The organism is Streptomyces sp. NPDC008150, from assembly GCF_042956945.1.
In the GTDB taxonomy this organism is placed as follows: Bacteria; Actinomycetota; Actinomycetes; order Streptomycetales; family Streptomycetaceae; genus Streptomyces.
This window is the reverse complement of the sequence record NZ_JBIBHJ010000005.1, coordinates 243,182-265,968: the sequence shown is the minus strand read 5'-3', so window position 1 is coordinate 265,968 and position 22,787 is coordinate 243,182. Positions and strand designations below refer to the sequence as shown.

The 22,787-nt window shown below is 70.8% G+C and carries 24 protein-coding genes and 1 pseudogene; 19 read left to right on the top strand and 6 right to left on the bottom strand.

Annotated elements, in window-relative coordinates; genetic code table 11:
- Positions 1–98 precede the first annotated feature (98 nt).
- Entirely contained in the window at positions 99–521 is a 423-nt protein-coding gene (locus tag ACFZA0_RS15305) for a secondary thiamine-phosphate synthase enzyme YjbQ (protein ID WP_391015998.1), read from the top strand.
- Positions 522–693: 172 nt separating this feature from the next.
- Here ACFZA0_RS15305 and ACFZA0_RS15300 read toward each other — a convergent pair whose 3' ends face one another.
- The gene (locus ACFZA0_RS15300) at positions 694–1,311 is read right to left on the bottom strand and encodes a TetR family transcriptional regulator C-terminal domain-containing protein (protein WP_391015996.1); all 618 of its coding nucleotides are present in this window, start codon (positions 1,309–1,311) and stop codon (positions 694–696) included.
- A 96-nt stretch (positions 1,312–1,407) separates the two neighbouring features.
- On the opposite strand from ACFZA0_RS15300, the pseudogene ACFZA0_RS15295 reads away from it, so the two are divergent.
- From ACFZA0_RS15295 to ACFZA0_RS15280, 4 genes and pseudogenes are all read left to right on the top strand, one after another.
- A pseudogene (locus ACFZA0_RS15295) lies at positions 1,408–1,536 on the top strand (hypothetical protein); the annotation flags it as partial.
- Positions 1,537–1,624: 88 nt separating this feature from the next.
- Positions 1,625–2,251, top strand: coding sequence for an NmrA family NAD(P)-binding protein (locus tag ACFZA0_RS15290; RefSeq protein WP_391015993.1), 627 nt, complete (start codon positions 1,625–1,627; stop codon positions 2,249–2,251).
- Between the two features lie 32 nt (positions 2,252–2,283).
- The gene (locus ACFZA0_RS15285) at positions 2,284–3,012 is read left to right on the top strand and encodes a glucose 1-dehydrogenase (protein WP_391015991.1); all 729 of its coding nucleotides are present in this window, start codon (positions 2,284–2,286) and stop codon (positions 3,010–3,012) included.
- A gap of 167 nt (positions 3,013–3,179) precedes the next feature.
- Positions 3,180–3,665 carry a hypothetical protein gene (locus ACFZA0_RS15280; protein WP_391015988.1) on the top strand — a complete coding sequence of 162 codons (486 nt, stop codon included), beginning with the start codon at positions 3,180–3,182 and terminating at the stop codon, positions 3,663–3,665.
- Positions 3,666–3,701: 36 nt separating this feature from the next.
- On the opposite strand, the gene ACFZA0_RS15275 is transcribed toward ACFZA0_RS15280, so the two are convergent.
- Both ACFZA0_RS15275 and ACFZA0_RS15270 read right to left on the bottom strand, forming a co-directional pair.
- Positions 3,702–4,367, bottom strand: a complete 666-nt coding sequence (locus ACFZA0_RS15275) for a TetR family transcriptional regulator (protein ID WP_391015986.1) — start codon at positions 4,365–4,367, stop codon at positions 3,702–3,704.
- Positions 4,368–4,894: 527 nt separating this feature from the next.
- Complete coding sequence (locus ACFZA0_RS15270; RefSeq protein WP_391015983.1) at positions 4,895–5,788, bottom strand: helix-turn-helix domain-containing protein; 894 nt, start codon at positions 5,786–5,788, stop codon at positions 4,895–4,897.
- Positions 5,789–6,014: 226 nt separating this feature from the next.
- On the opposite strand from ACFZA0_RS15270, the gene ACFZA0_RS15265 reads away from it, so the two are divergent.
- From ACFZA0_RS15265 to ACFZA0_RS15240, 6 genes are all read left to right on the top strand, one after another.
- Complete coding sequence (locus ACFZA0_RS15265) at positions 6,015–6,344, top strand: carboxymuconolactone decarboxylase family protein (protein ID WP_391015980.1); 330 nt, start codon at positions 6,015–6,017, stop codon at positions 6,342–6,344.
- 69 nt (positions 6,345–6,413) lie between these two features.
- On the top strand, positions 6,414–6,818 hold the full coding sequence (locus ACFZA0_RS15260; RefSeq protein ID WP_391015977.1) for a cupin domain-containing protein: 405 nt from the start codon (positions 6,414–6,416) through the stop codon (positions 6,816–6,818).
- Positions 6,819–6,879: 61 nt separating this feature from the next.
- On the top strand, positions 6,880–7,896 hold the full coding sequence (locus ACFZA0_RS15255; RefSeq protein WP_391015974.1) for a zinc-binding dehydrogenase: 1,017 nt from the start codon (positions 6,880–6,882) through the stop codon (positions 7,894–7,896).
- A 71-nt stretch (positions 7,897–7,967) separates the two neighbouring features.
- A complete protein-coding gene (locus tag ACFZA0_RS15250) occupies positions 7,968–8,735 on the top strand; it encodes a glucose 1-dehydrogenase (RefSeq protein ID WP_391015972.1) in 768 nt (255 codons plus the stop codon).
- A 61-nt stretch (positions 8,736–8,796) separates the two neighbouring features.
- Positions 8,797–9,897 carry an aldo/keto reductase gene (locus ACFZA0_RS15245; RefSeq protein ID WP_391015969.1) on the top strand — a complete coding sequence of 367 codons (1,101 nt, stop codon included), beginning with the start codon at positions 8,797–8,799 and terminating at the stop codon, positions 9,895–9,897.
- Between the two features lie 38 nt (positions 9,898–9,935).
- Complete coding sequence (locus ACFZA0_RS15240) at positions 9,936–10,907, top strand: aldo/keto reductase (RefSeq protein ID WP_391015967.1); 972 nt, start codon at positions 9,936–9,938, stop codon at positions 10,905–10,907.
- Between the two features lie 165 nt (positions 10,908–11,072).
- Here the strand turns inward: ACFZA0_RS15240 and ACFZA0_RS15235 are convergent, their stop codons facing one another.
- Entirely contained in the window at positions 11,073–12,062 is a 990-nt protein-coding gene (locus ACFZA0_RS15235; RefSeq protein WP_391015964.1) for a helix-turn-helix domain-containing protein, read from the bottom strand.
- A 273-nt stretch (positions 12,063–12,335) separates the two neighbouring features.
- Here ACFZA0_RS15235 and ACFZA0_RS15230 point away from each other — a divergent pair, with 273 nt between their 5' ends.
- Entirely contained in the window at positions 12,336–13,754 is a 1,419-nt protein-coding gene (locus ACFZA0_RS15230) for an FAD-dependent monooxygenase (RefSeq protein WP_391015961.1), read from the top strand.
- 291 nt (positions 13,755–14,045) lie between these two features.
- On the top strand, positions 14,046–14,747 hold the full coding sequence (locus ACFZA0_RS15225) for a TMEM175 family protein (RefSeq protein WP_391015959.1): 702 nt from the start codon (positions 14,046–14,048) through the stop codon (positions 14,745–14,747).
- Positions 14,748–15,126: 379 nt separating this feature from the next.
- On the opposite strand, the gene ACFZA0_RS15220 is transcribed toward ACFZA0_RS15225, so the two are convergent.
- Positions 15,127–15,693, bottom strand: coding sequence for a TetR family transcriptional regulator (locus tag ACFZA0_RS15220; protein ID WP_391016551.1), 567 nt, complete (start codon positions 15,691–15,693; stop codon positions 15,127–15,129).
- A 117-nt stretch (positions 15,694–15,810) separates the two neighbouring features.
- Here ACFZA0_RS15220 and ACFZA0_RS15215 point away from each other — a divergent pair, with 117 nt between their 5' ends.
- Positions 15,811–16,743 (top strand): alcohol dehydrogenase catalytic domain-containing protein, encoded by a 933-nt coding sequence (locus ACFZA0_RS15215; RefSeq protein WP_391015957.1) that lies wholly within the window; start codon positions 15,811–15,813, stop codon positions 16,741–16,743.
- 309 nt (positions 16,744–17,052) lie between these two features.
- Here ACFZA0_RS15215 and ACFZA0_RS15210 read toward each other — a convergent pair whose 3' ends face one another.
- On the bottom strand, positions 17,053–17,916 hold the full coding sequence (locus tag ACFZA0_RS15210; RefSeq protein ID WP_391015954.1) for an SDR family NAD(P)-dependent oxidoreductase: 864 nt from the start codon (positions 17,914–17,916) through the stop codon (positions 17,053–17,055).
- Positions 17,917–18,093: 177 nt separating this feature from the next.
- Between ACFZA0_RS15210 and ACFZA0_RS15205 the strand changes: the two genes are divergently transcribed.
- From ACFZA0_RS15205 to ACFZA0_RS15185, 5 genes are all read left to right on the top strand, one after another.
- Positions 18,094–18,984 (top strand): helix-turn-helix domain-containing protein, encoded by an 891-nt coding sequence (locus tag ACFZA0_RS15205; RefSeq protein ID WP_391015951.1) that lies wholly within the window; start codon positions 18,094–18,096, stop codon positions 18,982–18,984.
- Positions 18,985–19,544: 560 nt separating this feature from the next.
- Positions 19,545–20,042, top strand: coding sequence for a hypothetical protein (locus ACFZA0_RS15200; protein WP_391015948.1), 498 nt, complete (start codon positions 19,545–19,547; stop codon positions 20,040–20,042).
- 150 nt (positions 20,043–20,192) lie between these two features.
- Complete coding sequence (locus ACFZA0_RS15195; RefSeq protein ID WP_391015945.1) at positions 20,193–20,867, top strand: class F sortase; 675 nt, start codon at positions 20,193–20,195, stop codon at positions 20,865–20,867.
- Positions 20,868–21,115: 248 nt separating this feature from the next.
- Complete coding sequence (locus tag ACFZA0_RS15190; protein WP_391016549.1) at positions 21,116–21,973, top strand: LLM class flavin-dependent oxidoreductase; 858 nt, start codon at positions 21,116–21,118, stop codon at positions 21,971–21,973.
- Positions 21,974–22,168: 195 nt separating this feature from the next.
- On the top strand, positions 22,169–22,663 hold the full coding sequence (locus ACFZA0_RS15185; RefSeq protein WP_391015942.1) for an ion channel: 495 nt from the start codon (positions 22,169–22,171) through the stop codon (positions 22,661–22,663).
- The last annotated feature ends 124 nt before the right edge of the window (positions 22,664–22,787 follow it).

Below are 22,787 nucleotides of genomic sequence, written 5' to 3'. Positions count from 1 at the left end.
CCGCCGCCACCCGCACCGTTGTCGCTCACCCTCGCGGCAACGACGGAGGCGGCGCGGATCTTCCCGGCGCTTCCGGCCGCGTGCGCCAGGATGGAACCATGTCTGATGCCTTCACCACCCGTGTCCTGAACGTGGCCTCCGGCTCCGAGGAGACCGTCGTCGACCTCACCGGCGACTGCGAGACCTTCCTGCGCGAGACGGCGGCGGGCCGCGACGGCCTCCTCAACATCTTCGTCCCGCACGCGACGGCCGGAGTCGCCCTCATCGAGACGGGCGCCGGAAGCGACCACGACCTCCTGACCGCCCTGCACACCCTCCTCCCCGCCGACGACCGCTGGCAGCACCGCCACGGCAGCCCCGGCCACGGCCGCGACCACGTCCTCCCGGCGATCGTCCCGCCGCACGCCACCTTGCCGGTGATCAACGGCCGCCTGGAACTGGGGACTTGGCAGTCGGTGTGCCTGGTGGACACCAACGGGGACAACCCGCGGCGGCAGGTGCGGCTGAGCTTCCTGGGCTGAACGGACGCCGATGGGCGCCGAATTCGGCGGCCACCTGCTCGACGGTGACGTCCGGTCCTCGGTCGCCGCGACCCGCACGACGTCCTCGCGGACCTCCTGGGGACAGGGCTTGGGCGCAGCGGACATCCTTCCCACCTGCCGTACAGGGCAAGGCGGTTGAGATGTCACCCGATCATGCGCCAGACCCCCTGGAGGCGAGGGCGATGAGGGTGTCGAGTGCGGTCTCCAGGGCACGGGGGTCGCGGTGGACCTGTGCGAGAAGCAGCCCGCCTTGCAGTACGGCGAGGAGAGTGACAGCGAGGTCGTCGGGGTCGATCTCGCTGTCGAGGTGACCGGCGGCGTGAAGGGTTCGCAGGCCGTCGCCGATGGCGGCTGACCACTGGTCGAATCCTGCGGCGATCAGGGTGCGGGCCTCGGGGTCGGCCTCGGCGAGTTGGCCGCCGAGCGATCCGAGGGGGCAGCCTCCCCTGGCTTCGGCGCTCCGCACCTGGGCGATCACCATGTCCCGCCACCCCGCGAGTCCTTCGACGCTGCCGAGGTCGGCCTGTCGTTGGTTGCCCACGATGGTCTCCGCCTGGCGGTCGATGACCGCCTGGACGAGTTCGTCCTTGTCGGCGAAGTAGTGGGACAGCTGTGATCCGCTGACCTCTGCCGCGGTCCGCACGTCGTCGAGTGTCGTGCCGGCGACGCCCCGTTCGTGGATCAGCCGGGCGGCAGCGTCCACGATCCGGGCCCGGGTGCGCGCTCCCTTGGCGGTCAGCTTCGGCCGGTTGCGCGCATCAGTGCTCATGAGTCCGACCCTAACATTTTCTGGGTTTGACAACCCAGCCAGAATGCCAAAGAGTGGGTTTCGTAACCCAATTCTGATGGGCGGAAGGAGGACCCCATGATCCTTATCACCACGGCCGGGAAGGTCGGCTCCGAAGCGGTGCGCGTACTCACGCAGCAGCAGACGCCGGTCAGGGTGCTGGTCCGTGACCCGGCGAAGGCCAAGGCGCCGGCGGATGCGGGCGCGCACGTCGTGGTCGGCGACCTGGCGGTACCGGCGAGCATCGACGCGGCGATGGCGGGGGGTCACGGCGGTGGTGCTGGTCAGCCCCGCAGTGCCCGCTCAGGAACTGAACGTCGTCGCCGCCGCAGCGCGGGCCGGGGTCGGGCACATCGTCAAGGTCACCAGCAAGGCCGCACCCGACTCGCCGATCGCCCGGCGGCGCGGGCAGAGCGAGATCGAGGCCGGGCTGGCCGCCGGCGGGGTGCCCCACACCCTGCTGCGTTCGAACGCCTACATGCAGAACGTCCTTGCACTGGCGCCCGCGATCGCCAGGACCAGCGGCTTCGGCTCCGCGGCCGGCAAGGGGCGCACAGGCATGGTCGATGCCCGGGACGTGGCGGCGGTGGCCGCCACGATCGCCGCCGCGCCCGCTGGGCACGCCGGTAACACCTACTGGCTCACCGGCCCGCGGGCGATCTCCAACGACGAGGTGGCCGCCGTGCTCTCCAGGCTGCTGGGCCGGACCATCACCTACCGGGAACTGAGCTTCGAGGACAACAGGGACGCGATGATCCGCGCCGGGGTTCCCGAGCAGATCGCCCACATGAACGCCCAGGCGTTCAGCATGATCGCGGAGGGTGACGCCGACTGGACCACCCAGGACGTGCCGACCCTGCTGGGCCGCCCCGCGCGCTCGTTCGAGCAGTTCGCCGCCGACCACGCCGCCGCGTTCGCGTAGACGACACACCGAGAGAAGAAGGAAACAGGACCATGGCACTTCAAGGAAAGACCGCGCTCGTGACGGGCGGCACCTCGGGCATCGGCCGCGCCGTGGCAATGAAACTGGCATGCCGCGGCGCCCACGTGATCGTGACCGGTCGCGACAAGCGACGCGGTGACGAGGTCGTCGCCGAGATCGAGGCACAGGGTGGCAGGGCCCGGTTCGTCGCCGCCGATCTCGCGAACTTCGACGACGTGCGGCGCCTGGCCGAGGCCGCGGCGGATGTCGACGTGCTCGTGAACAACGCCGGCGTCTTCCCGGGCGGCCCCACCGAGCAGACCGCGCAGGAGGACTTCGACCTGGTCTTCGACGTCAACGTCAAGGCACCCTTCTATCTGACCGCGGCAATCGCGCCGCGGATGGCCGCCCGGGGCGGCGGTGCCATCATCAGCATCTCGACGATGGCGGCGACCGTCGGCATGAGTGGCCTGGCCGCCTACGGAGCCTCCAAGGCGGCGGTCGAGGCCCTGACCAAGTCCTGGACTGCCGAGTACGGCCCGCGGGGCGTACGCGTCAATGTCGTGGCCCCGGGGCCGACTCGCACCCCGGCGAGCGCCGCGATGGGGGAGATGTTCGACGCCCTGGCCGCAACCGTGCCGGCACGCCGAGGCGCGGATCCCGACGAGATCGCCGCGGCCGTCTGCTTCCTCGCCTCCGACGAGGCCAGCTTCATCTACGGGGCCGTTCTGCCCGCTGACGGAGGCCGCGTCGCGGTTTGACCGCCGCTTGAGCGCAGACGTGGTGACAAAGGCGGACGGCGGTGTCGAATCCGTTTGCGGTCTCGTCGGCGCGATCTACGGGGGTGTCACAGAACCTCCAAAGTGCCCATCCCGGACCACATCGCCCGCGATGATCCTCCCCGACCGCAACATCACGAGGGAGAATCATGCGCACCCGCACCATCGCCGCCGTCCTCGCGACCGGCGCACTCACACTCGCTGCCTGCTCCAGCGGCGGCGACGACGACAAGGACACCTCGCCCAAGGCCGCAAGTGCCGCATCTGGCAAGGCCGCCGAAGGTCACTACACCAGCGCGCAAGACGTCGCCGACGCGCTTGCCGCCGCCGGGTTCACGGTGTCCGAGCCGCAGAAGGACACCGACTCGGCCTACATCGCGGAGGTCGGCGGCACCGCGTACGACTTCACCGTCACGGATCGTGCCAAGGCGGCTGGCGACGCCGGGATCAACATTTTCCCCAACCCCGAGACGCTCAAGGCGTGGATCCCCCTGTCGAAGAGCTTCGGCGGTGTGGCGGTCACCGGCGGCACCTGGGCGGTCAGCCTGCCCACCACCACCCCTGCCGCGCACGCCGACAGCAAGCGTCTCGCTCCCAAGGTCGCTGATGCGCTCGACGGCACGGTTCAGCAGTAGTCCCGTCATCGGGCCCCCTCGGCGGGTTGGGCGTCCCTACTCGTGTGGTTCGAGGAGGCCCGCGTCCCAGAGCTTGCGCACATAGGCGTTCAACTCCGCTCCCGCGGAGTCCAGTTGCCGGGGGTCGTTGTCGGCCACCGCTGAAGTGGCGAGCGCCGTGGTGGCGGCGAGGATCATCCGGCAGACGAGCCGAGCCTCCGTACCCGCCGCGCCGAGCGTCTCCGCGACCAGGTCCACGACCGTGTCGTACAGCGGAGCCCGCGTGGGGAGCACGTCCGGGCCCGCCGCGAACGCTTCCACCAGGCACAGGCGTGCTGTGTGCCAGTTGGCGGCCAGGGTGCGCAGGTAGGCGTCGACGAGACGCTCGAAGCGGAGCCTCGGATCGTCGTCCGCGCCGTCCGAGGTGTCGGCGGCTTCGTCCTGCGGGGCGGAGAGTTGCTTGAGGACCTGCGCCAACAGGTCTTCCCCCGCGGCCTGGTAGGCCGCCACGAAGCAGTCTGCCTTGGAATCGAAGTAGCGGTAGAAGGTCTGACGGGAGACGCCCGCCTGCCGGATGACGTCCTCGACGGTCGTGGCTGCGTACCCGCGCTCGGACAGTACCTTCGCGAGCGCCGCGTACAGGCGCTCCCGCTGGAGCGACTCCACCTCGTCGACCGGCAGGGCGTTCCTGCCCCGAGGAAGCTTGCGCCGCGTTGTCGTCACCTCAGCAGGTTAACGGGGAGCGGGCCGGCTGAGTCTGCCGAGGCGAGCCGGCGGGTGATCCGTGTGCGCCCCGCGGTGCTGCGGAGAGGGAGTGTGTCCATGGGTGAAGGCCCGGCCGCCGTCGGCGTTGGCCGTCACTGACGATCCATCAACTGTTGCTCGGGCGTACGGAGTTGAGGCAACGGATTCCCCAATCTCTAAAAGACGTGTGTGTTCCTTTGGGTGTCCGGAAGGGCTATGCTGCCGATACGGCGATGGGTGTCGACGTCTCCGTGGAGGCCGGACGGTGCACGGGAGACACAGCCGGGCCGGACGCGGAAATTCGACGAGTCATCCCGGGCCGGGTGGTTCTGAGGCTGTGGTGCGTGCGAGGGGGGCGCGCCACAGCCTCGGACATCATCACTCGGCTTCCCGGAAGGCTCAGGCGTCGGTTCGCCGAGATGCGCAGGTCAGGCCCGGGTGACTGTCCGCAGGGGGAGTCGTGGCCGGGGCGCCGGGCGGCGACACCGGGGGCGGAGCAGGGTCGGTCAGGAGTACCGCTCGGTGCTGTTGGGCGAGGAAGCGTCGGGTTCGTCCTTGTCGAGGGTGGCGTACCAGGTGGCGAGGAGCCTGAGTGCGTCGTGGGCGGGGGTGCCGGGTTCGGCGCTCAGGGCGGTGAGGGTGAGGCCGGGGTCGGTGGGGATGGGCAGGGCTTCGAAGGCAAGGGTGAGGTCTCCGACGGCGGGGTGGTGGAAGCGTTTGACGCCGGTGTGGTGCAGGCGCACGTTGTGCGCGGCCCACAGGGTTCGGAAGGCTTCGCTGCGGGTGGACAACTCCCCGATCAGGTCGCTCAGTTCGCGGTTGTAGGGGTCCCGTCCTGCTTCGGTGCGCAACAGGGCCGCGGCGGAGGCGCGTTGAGCGTCGAGTTCGGTCATGTACTGGTCGGCGTTCGGGTTGAGGAACTGGTAGCGGGCCATGTTCACCGGCCTGGCGGGGTCCTGGAACAGCGGCCGGTACAGGGCTTCGCCGAGGCGGTTGGTGGCGAGGACGTCGAGGCGGCCGTTGCGGATGAAGGCCGGCGCGTCGGTCATCGCGTCGAGCAGCTGCTGCAGGCCGGGCCGGATGGGCTGGGCGGTGCGGCGACGTGCGGGGCGGCGGGTGGTGCTGGCCGTGCGGGCCAGGTCGACGAGGTGGGCGCGCTCGGACTCGTCGAGCTGCAGGGCGCGGGCGAGGGAGTCCAGGACGGCTTCGGAGGTGCCGGAGAGGTTGCCGCGTTCCATGCGGGCGTAGTACTCGGCGCTGACGCCGGCGAGCATCGCGACTTCCTCACGGCGCAGCCCCTTGACCCGGCGGTGCCCTGCGGCGGGCAGGCCGGCCTGCTGGGGGGTGATCTTGGCGCGGCGGCTGGTGAGGAACTCGCGGACCTCGCTGCGGTTGTCCATGTTTTCGAGGTTACGACGGTCCCGGGCCGCGAGGGGTGTACTGCCGGTACACGTATCGATGGGTCCTTCCGCGCGTCTGCGACCTGCCGTTTCATCGGTATCAGGCCAGTTGATGGCCGTCCGCCGTTGCGCAGGTCCCCCGGGTGAGCGCAGGGCGGAAGGGAAGCAGATGCCCGCCCCCGCCGCCCGGGGGACGTGCGGGCATCCACGCGGAAAGGAGCCGGTGATGCCGGAGGACAAGCAGTCTGAAGGACCCCGTCGGCAGTTCGGGGACATCGCCCCGGCGCTGGCCGGATACAGCGAGGACGTGCTGTTCGGCCAGGTGTGGGAGGACCCGGACCTGTCTCCGCGGGACCGCAGCCTCGTGACCGTTGCCAGTCTGATCACCAGCGGCAGCAGCGAGCAGCTCGCCTTTCACCTCGGCAAGGCCAGGGAGAACGGACTGAGCGACAAGGAGCTGGTCGCGACGGTCACGCACCTGGCTTTCTACTCCGGATGGCCCAAGGCCATGTCCGCCCTCACGGTCGCCCGGCGGCTCCTCGCCGACGGCTCCTGACCTGCCCCAGCCTGCTCGCCTCCGCTGCGTGAGGTGAGCGCCACCAGACGTGTGCAAGGAGAGACGATCATGGAGATCATCCAACCGCCGGCGACGGCGAAGCTGCCGCCGGAGATGTTCAGCGGCGATGCGTGGGCCGATGTGATCCACCGCGGCGAGGACCCCTCACGCGCGCGGGCGAACATGGTGCGCTTCGCGCCCGGCGCCCGCACCGCCTGGCACTCCCACGGTCTGGGCCAGACCCTCTACATCGTGGAGGGCATCGCCCTGATCCAGTCCCGCGGCGGCGACCTCGTCGAAGCCCGCCCCGGGGACGTGATCTTCACCCCCGCTGGTGAGGAGCACTGGCACGGCGCCGCCCCGGACCGCTTCATGGCGCACGTCGCGCTGTGGGAGGGCGACGACGTCGACTGGCTGGAGCACGTCAGCGACGCCGAGTACACCGGCCCCCGCCACCCGACCCGCAGCTCCTGACCCCCGAGTGCGGAGCCGCTGCTCCGCGTCCGCGGCCCCTTCCTCGAACACGGAAAGAATCATGCGCGCAACTGTCCTGTACGCACCCCGTGACGTCCGGGTCGAAGACCGGCCCGAGCCCGCTCTCCAGCAGCCCACCGACGCCGTGATCCGCACCGTCGCGACCTGTGTGTGCGGCTCCGACCTGTGGGACTACCGCGGCATCAACGAGATCGCCGAGCCCACACCCGGCGGCCACGAGTACGTCGGCGTCGTCGAAGAGACCGGCAGCGACGTGACCGGGATCAGGCCCGGCCAGCTGGTGGTCGGCTCGTTCTTCGCCTCCGACAACACCTGCCCCAACTGCCGAAACGGGTACCAGACCAACTGCCTGCACCGCGAGTTCGTCGGCGGTGCCCAGGCCGAGTACGTCCGCGTGCCCCTCGCCGACGGCACCCTCGTCCCCGTCCCCGAAAGCGCCGCAGCGGAGCACATTCCCAGCCTGCTGGCCTGCTCCGACGTCATGGGCACCGGCTGGTACGCCGCCGTCGCCGCCCAGGTGGGCCCCGGGGACACCGCCGTGGTGGTCGGGGACGGCGCGGTCGGCCTGTGCGCGGTCATCGCCGCCAGGGAACTCGGCGCGACGCGGATCATCGCCATGTCCCGCTACGAGAGCCGCCAGAAGCTCGCGGTCGAGTTCGGCGCCACCGACATCGTCGCCGAACGCGGCGAGGAGGGCGTCGCCCGGGTCAAGGAGCTGACCGGGGGCATCGGTGCCGACGCCGTCCTGGAGTGCGTGGGCAACCCCGACTCCGTGCAGCAGGCCCTGCACGCCACCCGTCCCGGCGGCAACGTCGGCTTCGTCGGCGTCCCGCACGGCGTGCAGATCGACGGCCAGGGACTGTTCTTCTCCCACGTCGCCCTGCGCGGCGGACCCGCCCCCGTCCGCGCCTTCCTCCCCGACCTCGTCCAGCGCGTCCTTACCGGCCGCATCAACCCGGGCAAGGTCTTCGACCTGGAACTCCCCCTGGAGCAGGCCGCCGAGGGCTACAAGGCCATGGACGAGCGCCGCGCCGTCAAGAGCCTGCTGCGCCCCTGACCCGCCTGACGCACGCCTGCCCGCAAACACCCGGCCGGTCGTCGCACCGGCCCGGAGATTGGACCCCCCCCGTGAATCCGCAGTACGACTTCGAAGGCCAGGTCGCCCTGGTCACCGGCGCGGCCTCCGGCATGGGCCTGGCCGCCGCACGGGCATTCGCCCAGGCCGGCGCCGCCGTCGTCCTGGCCGACCTCGACCAGGACGCCGTCGAGCGCGCGGCCGAGCAACTGACCGACGCGGGCCACCAGGCCCTCGGTGTCGTCTGCGACGTCACCGACGAGGCCCACGCCGCCGCAGCGGTCGACCGCGCGGTGGAAGCCTTCGGCCGCCTGGACATGGCGTTCAACAACGCCGGTGTCCAGGCCCCGCCGTCCGATGCCGCCGACGAGAGTGCCGAGGAGTTCGACCGCGTCAACGCCGTCAACCTGCGCGGCGTGTGGGCCGCTCAGAAGCACGAACTGCGGCAGATGCGCACCCAGGGCTCCGGCGCCATCGTCAACTGCTCCTCCCTCGGCGGCCTGGTCGGCCTGCCCGAACGCGCCGCCTACCACGCCTCCAAGCACGGCGTGATAGGCCTGACGAAGAGCGCCGCGGTGGAGTACGCGCCCCAGGGCATCCGCATCAACGCGGTGTGTCCCGGCGTGATCGACACCCCCATGGTCGCCGGCATGCTCGAAGGCCAGGCCGAAGCCATGGCCGACATCATGAAGCAGCAGCCCGTCGGCCGCCTCGGCCGGGCCGAGGAAGTCGCCGCCGCGGCCCTGTGGCTGTGCAGCCCCGCCGCCGGTTTCGTCATCGGCGTCGCCCTGCCCGTCGACGGCGGCTACACCGCCCACTGACCACCCCCGCAACACCCCGAGCCGCCGCACACCGGCCCGGGGACCTCGAAGGAGCAATCCCATGGAGTACCGCCGCCTCGGCACCAGCGGAACCCTGGTGTCCAACCTCGCTCTGGGCACGATGAACTTCGGCACGCCGGAGACGCCTGAGGAGGAGGCGTTCGCACAGATGGACGCCTTCCTCGATGCCGGCGGCAATCTGCTCGACACCGCCGACGTCTACAACGGCGGCGGCGCCGAGGAGACCGTCGGCAAGTGGCTCGCCGCCCGCCCGCGCGAGGTCACCGACCGCGCCGTCATCGCCACCAAGGGCCGCACCCGCACCGGCAACGACCCCAACGAGGCCGGAACCTCCCGCCGCCATCTGGACCGGGCACTGACCACCTCCCTGCGCAGGCTGGGCGTCGACACCATCGACCTCTACCAGCTCCACGCATGGGACCCCCTGACGCCGATCGAGGAGACCCTGTCCTTCCTCGACGCGGCCGTCCGCGCGGGGAAGATCCGCTACGTCGGCCTGTCCAACTTCACCGGCTGGCAGCTCCAGCTCGCGGTCTCCACCGCACGCGCGCACGACTACCCGGTCCCGGTGACCCTCCAGGCCCAGTACAACCTGGCCACCCGCCAAACCGAATGGGAGATGGCAGCCGCCGCCCTCCACAACCACCTCGGCATCCTGGCCTGGTCCCCCTTGGCCAGCGGCTTCCTCACCGGAAAGTACCGGCGCGACGCCCGGCGTCCCTCCGACACCCGGGCCGGACAGGACCATGCCCTCTACCGGTACACGTCCTCCAACTACGAGCACTCCGACCGCACCTGGGACGCCGTCGACGCCCTCCGCCGGGTCGCCCAGGACAACGGCGTCACCCCGGCGCAGGCCGCCCTCAGCTGGGTCGTCAACCGCCCCGGCGTCATCTCCGCCATCGTCGGCGCCCGCACCGTGCAGCAACTCGCCGGCAACCTCCTCGCCGCCGACCTGCACCTGAGCCCGGATTCCGTCGCAGCACTCGACACCGCCAGCGACCCGAACCCGGCCCCCTACCCCTACGGCGCCTTCGGCGCCGCCCAGCGCGACCGCACCCCCAACGGCCCCGAGGCCCTCGGCGCCCTCATCCAGGAACACGCCGAGACCCGCGGCGCCGGCGCCGGCGAGCACCACTGAACCGCGCGGACGGAAGCACACGAAAGGAAGAACCAGCCATGGACCACGTTCGCCTCGGCAGCACCGGCCTGAGGGTCAGCCGCCTCGCCCTGGGATGCATGAGCTACGGCGACCCCACCGTGCCCGGTGCCCATCCGTGGGCGCTGACCGAGGACAAGGCGGCCCCGTTCTTCCGCCAGGCCGTCGAACTGGGGATCACCTTCTGGGACACCGCCAACGTCTACCAGGCCGGCACCTCCGAAGAGATCACCGGGCGCGCCGTCCGCGAGTACTCCCGACGCGAGGACATCGTCCTCGCCACCAAGGTCCGAGGCAGGATGCACGACGGCCCCGGTGGCGAGGGCCTGTCCCGCAAGGCGATCCTCGAACAGGTCGACGCCTCTCTGACGCGCCTGGGCACCGACTACATCGACCTCTACCAGATCCACCGCTACGACGACGACACACCGGTCGACGAGACGATGGAAGCCCTCCACGACATCGTCAGGGCCGGGAAGGTCCGCTACATCGGCGCCTCCTCCATGTACGCCTGGCAGTTCGCCAAACTCCAGCACGCCGCCGACCTCGGCGGCTGGACCCGCTTCGTGTCCATGCAGAACCAGTACAGCCTCCTGCGCCGCCAGGACGAACCCGAACTGATGGCGATGTGCGCCGACATGGGCGTGGGACTCGTTCCGTACTCCCCGAACGGCAAGGGCCGCCTCGCACGTCCCGCCGGCGAGCAGAGCACCCGCTCCACCACCGACCACGTCGTCCAGGCATTCGACAACCCGCACGACGAGCCAGTCATCGACGCCGTTCAGCAGCTCGCCGAAGCCCGCGGCGTGACCATGGCCCAAGTCGCCCTCGCCTGGGTCCTGCGCAACCCGCTCGTCTCCGCCCCCATCGTCGGCGCAACCAAGCCCCACCACCTCCGGCAGGCCGCCGACGCCCTTGGCCTGCGTCTGACAGACGAGGAAGCAGCCACGCTGGAGGCGCCCTACGTCAACACCGGCCCGTCCTGGTTCTGACCCCCGACGCGCACGGCGGCGTCCACTCCGCGCACGCGGGGACGGTCGTGCCTGAGTGCCGTGCGCGGCCTTTCCCCGCAACCATGGGGATGATCCCGTCTCCGGTGCGACTGCCGAGGGAACCTCCGGGCGTAATACCTGGTAGCGCCAGGGGCGCCGGGTGGATCAGACACCCTCCGCGGGCCGCCGGTCCGCGGAGGGAGTCTCGGCGAATCGCTTCTTGTACGCCTTGATGAAGTGGCTGCTGTCGGCGAAGTGCCAGCGGGCGGCGATCTCGGACACGGTGAGGCGTGTTGAGAGCAACTCCGCCCTGGCGCGTTCGAGTCGGCGTTCGCGCACGTGGCCCATGACGGACGACGTGCCCTCTTGGCCGAACGCGCGGTAGAGGGTGCGGACGGACACGTTCAGGGCCGCTGCGATCCCCTGGGGGTCGAGGTCGGGGTCGACGAGCAGCCGGGCCTCGATGTGGTCCATTGCCGCTCGGCGGAGCGCGGGTGCGAACTCCGCGTCGTCGATGACCTGGTCGTTCATCAGTCCCCTGAACAGCTCCAGGGTCGCGTTGCGGGCGGACCCGGCCGCGGCGGCTCCGAGGCCGTCCGCCAGTTCCGCCCAGAGACGGAGGTGGGCGAGCAGCAGGGCCGCTGCGGGCGACACCTGTTCTGCGAGGACTGCCCGCGTGTTCTTCGGGAAGCGGATCTCGCTCGCGGGGAGGACCAGGGTGATCGCCCGTGTGCCCCGGGCGACCTCGAAGTCCCAGAGGCCCTCGTTCCGTCGAACGCACAGCATGCCGGCCGCCGCCGTGGCCTGCCGCCCCTTCGTGGCGAAGCGCCACTCACCGCTCAGCGTCACACTTGTCACGATCCGGTCCTCAAGGTGCCCGCCGGGCCCTCCTGTGCCCCCCGCTATCGCGTCGCTGTACTGGTCCTCGAGGAAGAGGTCGAGCAGGTCCTGCTTCCAGATGCGGGCGCGGTACGTCCCTTCGCTGTGCCGTGGCAGCCGCATGGGCGGAGCCGGCACCGACTCACCCCCCTGACGCCGCCACTCTCTGAGCAGCACACGGTTTCGATCCTCGTGCGCGTACGGCACGGTGACGTCGACCATGGGCGTGGAAGGGTCTCCGATCCGCCACGGAGACGGGCTGACTTCGGTGCTCATCCGGATCAAGCTACTCCTCCGGCCGGCCACCGCCCGGCCCAGGATCACCGTGCGGCCCCGGGCGGCAGGGAAGTACAACGCGCGAGGCCGACGGGTACAAGGCACCGGCGTCCGGGGCCGGTCATCATGATCGGCGCGTCTCCTTCGCTTCCCGGCACGAGCGGGTCCTCCCTCCCGGGTGAGCAGGTTTCGCCGGACCTTCGGGGTCCTGGTTCCGACCGGCTGGACGTCGATCCGCCTGTCCAGGTCTGTCTCACTCACTGGAGTAATTAAGTGTCCGAATCCGTGGTGGCTCTCTTCGAGAGCCTGGTGGGCGCTGAGCCGCCGCACGAGGTACCCGTTCTGTTCGACACGGCGTGCGTGATGGGCGGGAGCATCGCGGGGCTCCTCGCGGCACGGGTGCTCTCCGACCGCGCGCGCAAGGTCGTCATCGTCGAGCCCGACGACACATCGGCGCAGGCCGAGTCGCGCTCCGGGGCGCCCCAGGGCCGGCAGGTGCACACGCTGCTGCCGGCCGGTCGGCTGTGGATCGAGCGGTGGCTTCCCGGTGTCTCGCAGGAAGCGCAGGACCGGGGCGCGTCGCTCGTCGGCCCCGACAAGCAATTCGTCGGCTACGACCACGTCCGGCAGGCGCCGGACGGCGTGGACCACCAGTTCCTCGCGGTCGGGCGTCCTTTGCTGGAGAGTCTCGTCCGGGCCCGCGTCACCGCCCTGCCCAACGTCTCGGTCCTGCGGGCGCAGGCGACCGGGTTGCTCTACGCCGACGATGCCGTCGCCGGCGTGCGCTTCACCGTGCCCGGGGACGGAGATCAGGGGAAGCGGGCGGAGCGGAGCCTCGCGGCGGACTTCGTCGTGGACGCGATGGGACGTTCCAGCCGGCTGTCGCACTGGCTCGGGCAGGACGGTTACGACGAGCCCCGGCTCGAACGGCTGGAATCCCCGGTCAACTACGCGACAGCGCTGTTCGAACGCGCTTTGAAGTTCCCGGAGTTGGACGTGGCGACCGTACTGCAACTGTTCACGCCGCAGTATCCGTCGGGCGGAGTGTCCGTCGCGGCGGCGACCGCGATCGAAGGACAGCAGTGGCTCGTCATGCTCATGGGCTACGGCGACAACCGGCCCGGCAGGACGATCGACGAGTTCCGCGCGCACTGCGCCGCGCTGCCCGCGATCTTCAGTGACATCACCAGTGGTGACGTCACCCGCGACGTGGTGACCTACCGCCAAGCGGACAGCAGACGACGTCACTTCACCGAGGCGGGCCACCTGCCGGCGCGCCTGGTCAGCACGGGGGACGCCGTGGCCTCCTTCAACCCGGTCTACGGCCAGGGCATGAGTTCCGCCGCGCTGCACGCCTCCTGCTTGGCCTCCTACCTGGACAGCTCCAGTGACCTCGACAAGGCGGCCACGGAGTTCTTCCGTCTCCAGCAGGTGGTCGTCGACGCGGCCTGGGCCGTGTCCGCGGGAGGTGACGCCGCCCGCATCGACGCGGAGAACGGCACCGAGGTGCCGGAAGAAGTGCGGCAGCAGCGCCGAATCGTGCAGCAGATCGCCGGCGCCGCCCTCGTCGATGCGGATGTGTCGCGGGCCTTCAACAACGTCTCCTACATGCTGCGTCACCCCAGCACCCTGTTCGAACCGCAGCTTTTGCAGACGGTGGCGGCTACCACCGGGGGAGCCGCCGCGAGCTGACGGACACCACGGTGGCCGGGGGAGCACGCGCGGCTCGTCGGCAGCGGTTTCATCGTCGACCTGCGCGATGAGTGCACCCGTCCTCCCGGCGGTGCTCGGGCCTGCCCTCGCAGCGTCGGCGCGGGCGACGACAGCGGAGAGCCCGGCTCCTTGAAGACACACCAAAAGACGGCCTGGGCAAGCCAATTGATGATCCGAAAACCCCCGTCAGCCGTGCGGAACGTCCATGACCGGCAGGGTCCGGCAACGGTGGCAGGCGTGGCGGGCACGACAAGAGAGAGGTGTACATGCATGGGTGGCAAGGACGTCATCGATGAGACCGGAACGCGACGGACGGCCGGTCCGGGAGAGCCGTTGGGCTCCGCGCCGGACAGGGTCGAAGGGGGTGTCTCGGGGGAGCGGCTGGTGCTGTTCACCGACGCGGTGACCGCGATCTCCATCACTCTGCTGATCCTGCCGCTGGCCGACCTCGTCCCCGAGATCGCGTCCGCCCACGAGAACGCCAGCGAAGTGATCACCGGTCACCTCGACCAGGTGTGGAGCTTCCTGCTCAGCTTCGCGGTCATCGCGAACATCTGGCAGGAGCACCACCGGACCTTCTCGACGGTCAAGACGGCCACCCGCTCCCTGACGGCGTGGAACATGGGGTGGCTGCTGTCGGTCGTCGTTCTCCCACTTCCCACGGAGATGATCGGCGCCTTCGGCCGCGACCGGTTCGTGGCGGCGTTCTACTACGCGGTGCTCCTGGTCGGCATGGTGTGCCGGCTCGCCATGTTGAAGATCCTGAAGAGCAACCCGGGGATGGTCGAGGACGATGGCGACGAGGCCCGCCGGAGGACCGCGCTCCTGTACACCGACAGTTACAGCAATGTCGTCGCCGTGGTCGTCGCGTTCGCCCTCGCCCTCGCCGTGCCGGTGCTGCAGTACTACAGTCTGCTGCTGCTGATCCTGCCGCGGCGGGCCCGCTTCATCGGCCGGCGCCGCGCGAGCTGACCACGCCAACGGTCGGCGCCCGGACGCCAGTCTGGATTCCGGCGGCATGCCCCTCCGCGGCCTCGGCCTTGATCAGGCCGACGTGCCTCGGCGGCTCGCACGACCGAGGCGGACAGTTGCTCCGTCACGATGCGGGCGCCGAGGCCGCCGCCGTGGACGGCACGGCCCCTTCCGCCGTCCCACGGCGCGGCGGCGTACGCCCGGCCGCTCAAGCTCCGGAACCTGCCTGTTCGACGGCACCACCACCAGCTGAGCCGGGCGCAGCGCGGTCAGCTGACGATGGTCACCGTCAGGGACGAAGCGGCGCTCCAGAGCTCAGGGCCAGCCGGCGAGGAGTGGCTGTTCGACGTTGACGGGTGCGGGTGGGCCGGAATGCGGTTCAGCCGCCGGCGGCCATGGCCCGCAGTCGGTCCAACGTCTCGCGCATGATGTCTTGCAGGACCAGATCCTCGGTGGCGGTGACCCATCGCGAGAAGGCGACGCGGAACACGGCGATGCCGGTCTCGGCGGCCAGGCCGGCCTCGATGTCGTCGATGCCTCGCTGTCGCAGTCTGTCGGCCAGGGCGGCCGACAGAGAGGTGAGCTTGATCAGCTCGCGTTCGCGGAGATCGGCGTTGGCCATGATGACGGTCTGCCGCTGCCGGGCGAGCTCGCGGTCGTCGCCCACCATCTGCGCCACGGTTTCGAGTACGGCGGCGACACCGTCCAGCGCCGACGTGGTGGCCGGCGCCGCGTCGAGAGCGGCCAGCGCCTCCTCCTCCAGGGCAGAGGAATCGGCGAAGAGGACCTCGCGCTTGTCGGCGAAGTACCGGAAGAAGGTGCGCGCGGTGACGCCCGCCCGCTCGGCGATGTCCGCCACCATCGTCTGCTCGAAGCCGCGTTCGAGATAGAGCGACAGCGCGGCCTCACGCAGCCGGTCGCCGGCCCCAGGCTTCCACCGTCCCATGCCGGGAGTGTAGGTCATGTCACCTCGTGACAATCCGCTTCGCCCGTGGTGATGTCACTCGATGACATCGACGTGCTAGCGTGATGTCACTCGATGACATCACGCGTGGAGGCACCGATGAAGCGCATTCAGTACCACCAGTACGGCGGACCCGAAGTCATGCGCCTGGAGGACTTCGAACCGACGCCTCCTTCTCCCGGCGAGGTTCTGGTCCGCGTGCGGGCCGCCGCGGCCAATCCGATGGACTGGGGCATCCGCAGCGGCGCCATGAAGATGGTGACCGGGCGGAAGTTCCCACGCGCGCTGGGGCACGACTTCGCGGGCGTGGTCGAAGCGGTGGGCGAGGGAGTCACTCGGTTCACCGTCGGCGACGAAGTGCTCGGCGGGGCGTCGATCAAAGCGTCGGGGGCTTTCGCCGAGATGGTCCTGGCAGCGGAGAAGGGGCTGGTGCGCAAACCCGCGGAACTCTCCTTCGAGGAAGCCGCCGCCATCCCGACTGTCGGCCTCACCGCACTCCAGGCCGTGGTCAAGAAGGGCGAACTGCGGCCCGGACAATCGGTCTTCGTCAACGGCTGCCTCGGGGGAGTCGGCCGAGCCGCCGCCCAGATCGCGCTGGCGCACGGCGCCTCGGTGGGAGGCAGCTGCCGCGCCACCGCCACGCAGGACGCGCGCGACCTCGGCCTCGACCCGATCGTCGGATTCGACTTCGACCCGACGGCACTCGTCGGCCGATTCGACCTCGTCGTCGACACTGCCGGTACGCTCCCGGCCGACGCGGCGAAGAGGATGCTCAAGCCGGGCGGGCGCATCGTCGGCATCCACCCCACCCCCGTGAACATCGCGAAGAGCGCATTGCCGGGCCCGTACCACGTCTTGATCGCCAGGCCCGTCACGGAGGACCTCGCGGAGGTCGCCCGCGCCGCCGGTCGCGGCGAGCTGCGGGTGCCGGTCGCCCGCGCGGTGCCGCTGTCGGGAGCGATCGCGGCGCTCACCGAGCTCGAACGCAACGGCACGCCCAAGGGCGGCAAGCTCATCATCGCGGTCGAATGATCACGAGGGCACAGGCCTCACATCCACAGGCCTCACATCCTCGCCGGCCTCACATCCTCGCTCGGCCGACCGCCCTCGGCCGCCGACCAGGAATCCACAAAGGAACGGTGTGCGACTGAGGATGTGCCTCGACCCAATACCGGGTGGTTGGTTGGCGTGTTCCGGGTCCGCGGCGAGCGGCGGAGCAGTTCCTCCCGATCAAGTCGTCGGGGCCACAAGTCCCGTTCCGCCGGGGCCGGAGAAGCCGTTCACAGCCGCACGGGCGCGACCGGCTTCCCGCGCCCCGGACGAACGGCGTCCCCGCTGGTGTCAGACCGCGGCGGGGAAGTCGGTGACAGGCGCGGTGTCCGCGGTGGCGTCCAGGTTCGTCAGCAGAGCCTGTACCTTGGCGGTCGCATAGGCGTGGGAGTCCGAGCCGAGCAGCTGGCGCAGCGGCCCCCCTCCCGACACGACCCGGTCGATGATCGAGGCGGCGCCCAGGACCGGGTCGCCGAGCTGGCCTCCCTGGAGCTTGAGATGGTCGCCGACCATGTCACGGACAGCGGGGTAGTGTTCCGTGATGCCGGCGGGCAGCACGAGCGAATCCTGGGTGAGGAAGTCGGTGCGGAAGTAACCCGGTTCGACGATGGTCACGTCGACACCGAAGTCCGCCACCTCGGCCGCCAGAGCCTCGCTCAGGCCCTCAAGTGCGAACTTGCCCGCGCAATAAAGTGCCCAGCCCGGGACGGCGGTCAGTCCCAGAACCGACGACACGTTCACCACGTGGCCGCCACGCTGCTCGCGCAGGACGGGCAGCGCGGCACGCAGCACGTTCCACACGCCGACGACCTGGACGTCGAGCATGTCGCGGACCTCGCGGTCGCCGGTCTCCTCCACCGCGGCCAGGAATCCGTAGCCCGCGTTGTTGACGACGACGTCCAGGCCGCCGAACCGCTCGGTGGTCTCCCGCACGGCCTGTTTCACCTGGCCCTCGTTGCGCAGGTCGACGGTCAGTGGGCTGAAGCGCGTTGTGTCGACGCCGTCGCCGAGCGCCGTGAGCAGTCGGTCGGTGGATCGCGTCGTCGCCGCGACGCGGTCACCGCGCTCCAGAAGTTGCCTGACCAGTTCAAGTCCCAGTCCGCGGGAGGTGCCGGTCACGAACCAGATCGCGGGTCGGTCGGTCGGAAAGGTCATGTTCGTCCTTCACGGGTGCCGGGCCACCCGAGCGTTCCTCGGGGGCGGTGTACATCCAGCGTGGCCCGCCGGAAACGGCCGCGGACGCGCATATCGCGCCCTGTGGGACCGGGGACCGGGCAACCTGGGACTCGGAGGGCCAGCCGGGAAGCGCCGCGCACGGGCGACACTGCTTGTATGGGCAACACCAACCGTGAACTGGCTGACTTCCTCAAGCGCGCTCGGAGCCAGGGCGACCCTTCGCGAGCGGGGCTCCCGCCGGACGGCCGGGTGCGCCGTGTGCCGGGTCTGCGCCGGGAGGAAGTCGCCTTCCTGGCGGGGGTGTCGGCCGACTACTACACCCGTCTCGAACAGGGCCGGCCCATCTCTCCCTCACCCGCCGTCGTCGAGGCCCTCGGCCACGCTCTCGGGCTCGACGCCGCGGGACGAGCACATCTGCGGGACCTCATCGGGGTGAGCGCGGCACCGGCCCGGCGCCCCCGCGGTGTCCAGCGTGTCCGTCCCGGCCTGTACCAGCTGCTGGACGCTCTCGACGGCGAGCCCGCCCTCGTCCTGGGACGCCGCACCGACATCCTCGCCGCCAACCGGATGGCCAAGGCACTGTTCGGCGACTTCGAGCAGCTTCCCGCACGGAACCGCAACTATGCGCGCTGGATGTTCCTCGACGACGCCCGGAACCTGTTCGTGGACTGGGAGGACCAGGCGCGGGCCGCCGTCGAGAGTCTGCGGTTCGAGGTCGGCCGCGATCCCGACGACCCGGCCACCATCGCTCTCGTCGAAGAACTGCGTGCGTGCAGCCGCGAGTTCGACCATTGGTGGGAGCAGCACCGCGTCCACCGGCGCACCCACGGCTCCAAGAGCTTGCGCCATCCCCTCGTCGGCGAACTCACCGTCGCCTACGAGACCCTCACTCTGCCCGGCGACCCGGAGACGACCCTGTTCATCTACACGGCGGAGGCAGGGTCGCCGTCGAAACGGGCTCTGGACCTCCTCACGAGCTGGACCCTCACCGATCCCTCGGCGGAAGCGGGACGCCGACGGCATTCCCCTCGCCCCCAGGAACAGTGACAGCACGGACGGGCAACGTGGGCCCTGTCCACAACACCCCGGCCGGAGCGCTGTAATAACCACCACGTCCGGAGCGAAGCCGGGAACAACCCGCGGCGGCAGGTGCGGCCGAGCTTCCCGGGCCGATCCAGGGGCGGGCGGCCGTCCGTGTGGGACGGGACTCGCGGGTGGGAGTGGCGGCCACCCGCGGGGGCTGCCGCCGCCGTGGCCCGCGCCGCGTTCGCGGTGACCGCGGCCGGCGGACGGTCCGGGACCGAGGGCGAACCGGCGGCGACGCGCCACGCCCGGAGCGGGGCAGACGTGTTGCCGCCGATCGAGTCAAGTACGAAGGCGCCGCGCACCCGTGCCGAGCTCTCGGGAAGCGGATGAAGCCGCAGGTCATCGGCGATGTGGTCGAGATCCGCGCGCGAGAGAACGTGGCTGTCGGGGTCGTCCGGGAGCGCACCGGACCGACGGCTCAAGTGGTGGACGCCACGTATCAGGTTGACGGTGGGTCACGTCGGAGCGGGTCCAAGTCTGGCAGAGGCCAGTCGCCCGGTGACGACGAAAGGACGCCCACGATGCGATCTGTCCGCATATTCCTCGCCGCCACGACGGCCGCCGCCACTCTCGCGCTCGCCGCGCCCGGAGCCCACGCCGTCACGTCGGGCGACTGGGACGGCGGCGACTCTTCCTCTTCCTACAACAAGGAGCACGACCACGACGGCGACCACGACACCGACGCGTGGCACGAGAAGCCGAACGGCGGCATGCACACCGGTGGCGGTGCGCTGACGGCCGCCAAGGCGGACGACTCGTCCAGGGACGACAAGAAGTTCGACCCGGAGACCTACAAGGACAAGGACTCCTCGGGCCGGGACCACGACGAGGATCCCTGGGACTCCGGGCGTGACAACGACTCGTGGGACGAGCAGGACAGACCTCACGGCGGTATGCACACCGGTGGCGGCGGGCTTGCCTCGCCGGGTGTCACGGCCGGTGGCGTCGCGGTCCTCGGTGTGGCGGCCGCGGGGTGCTACGCACTCCGTCGCAGGAGTGCTGCCGGCGGTGCGGCCTGATCATGCCTGACGACATAGCGGCTCGGGCCGCCGCCGGTATCTCCGCGGCGGCCCGGTTGCCGCCCCTTCCTGTTCACGCGCGGCTCCGGCCCGCACCGGCGGTGTCTTCCCCGAGGCGTCGCACTTCCCGACCCGATGAGGCGGTGCCCGATGGCAGCCCGGTTGTCCCCTCCCGCCGCGAACCCCGCCGAGTCGTCCGGCCGCGTCTCCAGGCGCCGTCTGACCTGGACGGTCTGGTGCGCGGGCATCGCGGTACTGCTCACCGCACACCTGGTCGGCGGTCCCAACGGGTCCGCCGGGCCCTCCGGTTCGTCCCGCGCGGCAGGTGCCGGGGCCTCCTCCGCCGCTGCGGGGCACGGCGCGTCCACGCACCTCCCCCGGGCGGAACCGACCCGGCTGCTCATCCCCAAGATCGAGGTGGACGCGCCCTTCACCGAGCTCGCGGTCGACGACACGGGTCGGCTGGAGCCGCCGCCCGCGGACGACGTGAACCTGGTCGGCTGGTACGCCAAGGGTGTCTCCCCGGGCGAACGCGGTGCGGCGATCATCGCGGGGCATGTCGACACCGCCACTTCAGCCGCCGTCTTCGCGGGCCTGAGCGATCTGACGAAGGGCGACAGGTTCAGCGTCAAGCGTTCCGACGGGCGTACGGCGAACTTCGTGGTGGACAGCGCGGACACCTTCGAGAAGGACGACTTCCCCGACAAGCGGGTGTACGCCGACACCCCGGATGCCCAGGTCCGGCTGATCACCTGCGCCGGCACCTACGACCACTCCGCGAAGGACTACACGGAGAACCTGGTGGTCTTCGCCCATCTCGTCTGACCCCCGGCCGCACCGGTCACTCCGGTCACGCTCGTCCCGTTGTGGGGGAGGCAGACGAGACGGTGGCGGCCCGGACGGGCACGGGGACGTACGGCTTGGCGGTTGCGGGACGACGGATGTCGAGGCGTGCGTGCGCATGCCTCGTATCGGAATTCGATGGTCAGTCGTGCTGACTGTCACCTAGGCTGACGGTCGTGTCCCTCGACGAAACCGCTCCCGCGATCCGCTTCGGTCTGAAGACGACGCCCATGCACCTCGCCTACGACGACATCCTCCGCGTCTGGGAGGAGGCCGACGAACTGCCCGAACTCGCCGACGCCTGGCTGTGGGACCACCTGATGCCGCTGGCCGGGCCGCCCGGCGGAGCGGTCCTGGAGGGCTGGACCCTGCTGGCCGCGCTGGCCGCCCGCACCAGTCGGCTCGGTCTCGGCCTCCTCGTCACCAGCAACAGGCTGCGCGCCCCCGCGCACCTCGGGAAGATCGCCACCACGGTGGACGCGATCTCCCACGGGCGCCTGATCATGGGCCTGGGCGTCGGCGGCACCCAGCAGCCCGAGGGCCCCAATCCGGCCGTCGCCGAGTACGCCGCCTACGGCCTGTCCCTGCCCCGTCCCGCCGAGGGGCTGGCCCGCCTGACCGAGACGATCACCATCCTGCGCCGCATGTGGACCGAGGAGACCTTCGACCACGACGGTCCCTTCACCGTGCTGCGCGGCACCCGCAACGGCCCGGGTCCGGTGCGGCCCGGCGGTCCGCCGCTGCTGCTCGGCGGCTGGGGCGACCGCACGCTGCGCGTCGTCGCCGAGCACGCCGACATCTGGAACGTCCCCGGCCCGCCCCACAACAGCACCGACTGGATCGCCGGGCGTGCCCGCGTACTGGACGCGCACTGCGCGGCGATCGGCCGGGATCCCGCCGAGATCATCCGCTCCGCGCAGATCATCGTCGACTACGCGGACCCCGCGGCCTCCCGCGCGCACGTCCGGGCGCTCGTCGCCGCCGGGGTCCGGCACATCGTGCTCGCGCTGCCGCGCCCCTATCCGCCCCGGGCCGCCCGGTGGCTCGTCGACGAGATCGTCGACCCGGTACGGCAGAGCGTCGCCTGACGACGCGCGACGGCCGCCGCCGGCCACGTCGGGCGACCGGCCCCCGCCCGCCCTTCCGGGTGCGTGACACCGGACGGAGGGCGCAACACGAACGCGCCACCCGGCATGCCACCGCCCCAGCCCGCCGGGAAACTGGGCGCCTGCGGCGGTCCGACGACGGTCCGGCCGCGTGGCGACGCGATCGAAGGGACGGTCATGCTGTCCGGATTCCTGACCCGGGCGCTCGGGGCCCTGCTCGGCAAGGAGGGCCGCTCGCTGCACCTCAAGGCGGCCGGCGCCGCCACGCTCGTCCTGCTCGTGGTGATGCTCACCGGCTCGTGGGGCGTGGTCGTCGCCGAGCACGGGGCACCGAGGGCGAACCTGACCTCGTACCCGAAGGGCCTGTGGTGGGCGATCGAGACCGCCACGACCGTCGGGTACGGCGATTTCTACCCCGTCACCTGGTGGGGCCGGGCGGTCGGTTCCGTGGTCATGGTCGTCGGGATCACCACGTACGGCATGGTCACCGCCGCCCTCGCGACGTGGTTCGTCGGCAAGGAGCAGCACCGCAAGCACCGCCTGGCGCGGGACGCGCAGGAGGCGCGCGTGTGGGGCGAGGAGACCGCCCACGCGCTGCACGAGCGGTTCGACAGACTGGAGGAGGTGCTGGCCGCAGGGGGCGGGAGCGGGAACGGAAGCGAGAGAGGCTGAACCGCCCTGCGGGGCAGTGGAGTTGACGGGGCGCGGACCGCCGACGCATTCCGGAGGGCGGTCGCGGCGGCCCAACTCGGATGAGAAACACACCAGTTGACCGTCGCCCCCCCACGCGTCGGGG

Bases quoted from the DNA above. Each gene is read 5' to 3' on its own strand.
- ACFZA0_RS15285 (WP_391015991.1), top strand. From the start codon at position 2,284: ATGGCACTTCAAGGAAAGACCGCGCTCGTGACGGGCGGCACCTCGGGC.
- ACFZA0_RS15245 (WP_391015969.1), top strand. From the start codon at position 8,797: ATGGAGTACCGCCGCCTCGGCACCAGCGGAACCCTGGTGTCCAACCTC.
- ACFZA0_RS15200 (WP_391015948.1), top strand. From the start codon at position 19,545: ATGCGATCTGTCCGCATATTCCTCGCCGCCACGACGGCCGCCGCCACT.
- ACFZA0_RS15215 (WP_391015957.1), top strand. From the start codon at position 15,811: ATGAAGCGCATTCAGTACCACCAGTACGGCGGACCCGAAGTCATGCGC.
- ACFZA0_RS15255 (WP_391015974.1), top strand. From the start codon at position 6,880: ATGCGCGCAACTGTCCTGTACGCACCCCGTGACGTCCGGGTCGAAGAC.
- ACFZA0_RS15190 (WP_391016549.1), top strand. From the start codon at position 21,116: ATGCACCTCGCCTACGACGACATCCTCCGCGTCTGGGAGGAGGCCGAC.
- ACFZA0_RS15265 (WP_391015980.1), top strand. From the start codon at position 6,015: ATGCCGGAGGACAAGCAGTCTGAAGGACCCCGTCGGCAGTTCGGGGAC.
- ACFZA0_RS15195 (WP_391015945.1), top strand. From the start codon at position 20,193: ATGGCAGCCCGGTTGTCCCCTCCCGCCGCGAACCCCGCCGAGTCGTCC.
- ACFZA0_RS15235 (WP_391015964.1), bottom strand. From the start codon at position 12,062: ATGAGCACCGAAGTCAGCCCGTCTCCGTGGCGGATCGGAGACCCTTCC.
- ACFZA0_RS15220 (WP_391016551.1), bottom strand. From the start codon at position 15,693: ATGGGACGGTGGAAGCCTGGGGCCGGCGACCGGCTGCGTGAGGCCGCG.
- ACFZA0_RS15205 (WP_391015951.1), top strand. From the start codon at position 18,094: ATGGGCAACACCAACCGTGAACTGGCTGACTTCCTCAAGCGCGCTCGG.
- ACFZA0_RS15240 (WP_391015967.1), top strand. From the start codon at position 9,936: ATGGACCACGTTCGCCTCGGCAGCACCGGCCTGAGGGTCAGCCGCCTC.
- ACFZA0_RS15280 (WP_391015988.1), top strand. From the start codon at position 3,180: ATGCGCACCCGCACCATCGCCGCCGTCCTCGCGACCGGCGCACTCACA.
- ACFZA0_RS15210 (WP_391015954.1), bottom strand. From the start codon at position 17,916: ATGACCTTTCCGACCGACCGACCCGCGATCTGGTTCGTGACCGGCACC.
- ACFZA0_RS15260 (WP_391015977.1), top strand. From the start codon at position 6,414: ATGGAGATCATCCAACCGCCGGCGACGGCGAAGCTGCCGCCGGAGATG.
- ACFZA0_RS15300 (WP_391015996.1), bottom strand. From the start codon at position 1,311: ATGAGCACTGATGCGCGCAACCGGCCGAAGCTGACCGCCAAGGGAGCG.
- ACFZA0_RS15225 (WP_391015959.1), top strand. From the start codon at position 14,046: ATGGGTGGCAAGGACGTCATCGATGAGACCGGAACGCGACGGACGGCC.
- ACFZA0_RS15270 (WP_391015983.1), bottom strand. From the start codon at position 5,788: ATGGACAACCGCAGCGAGGTCCGCGAGTTCCTCACCAGCCGCCGCGCC.
- ACFZA0_RS15185 (WP_391015942.1), top strand. From the start codon at position 22,169: ATGCTGTCCGGATTCCTGACCCGGGCGCTCGGGGCCCTGCTCGGCAAG.
- ACFZA0_RS15305 (WP_391015998.1), top strand. From the start codon at position 99: ATGTCTGATGCCTTCACCACCCGTGTCCTGAACGTGGCCTCCGGCTCC.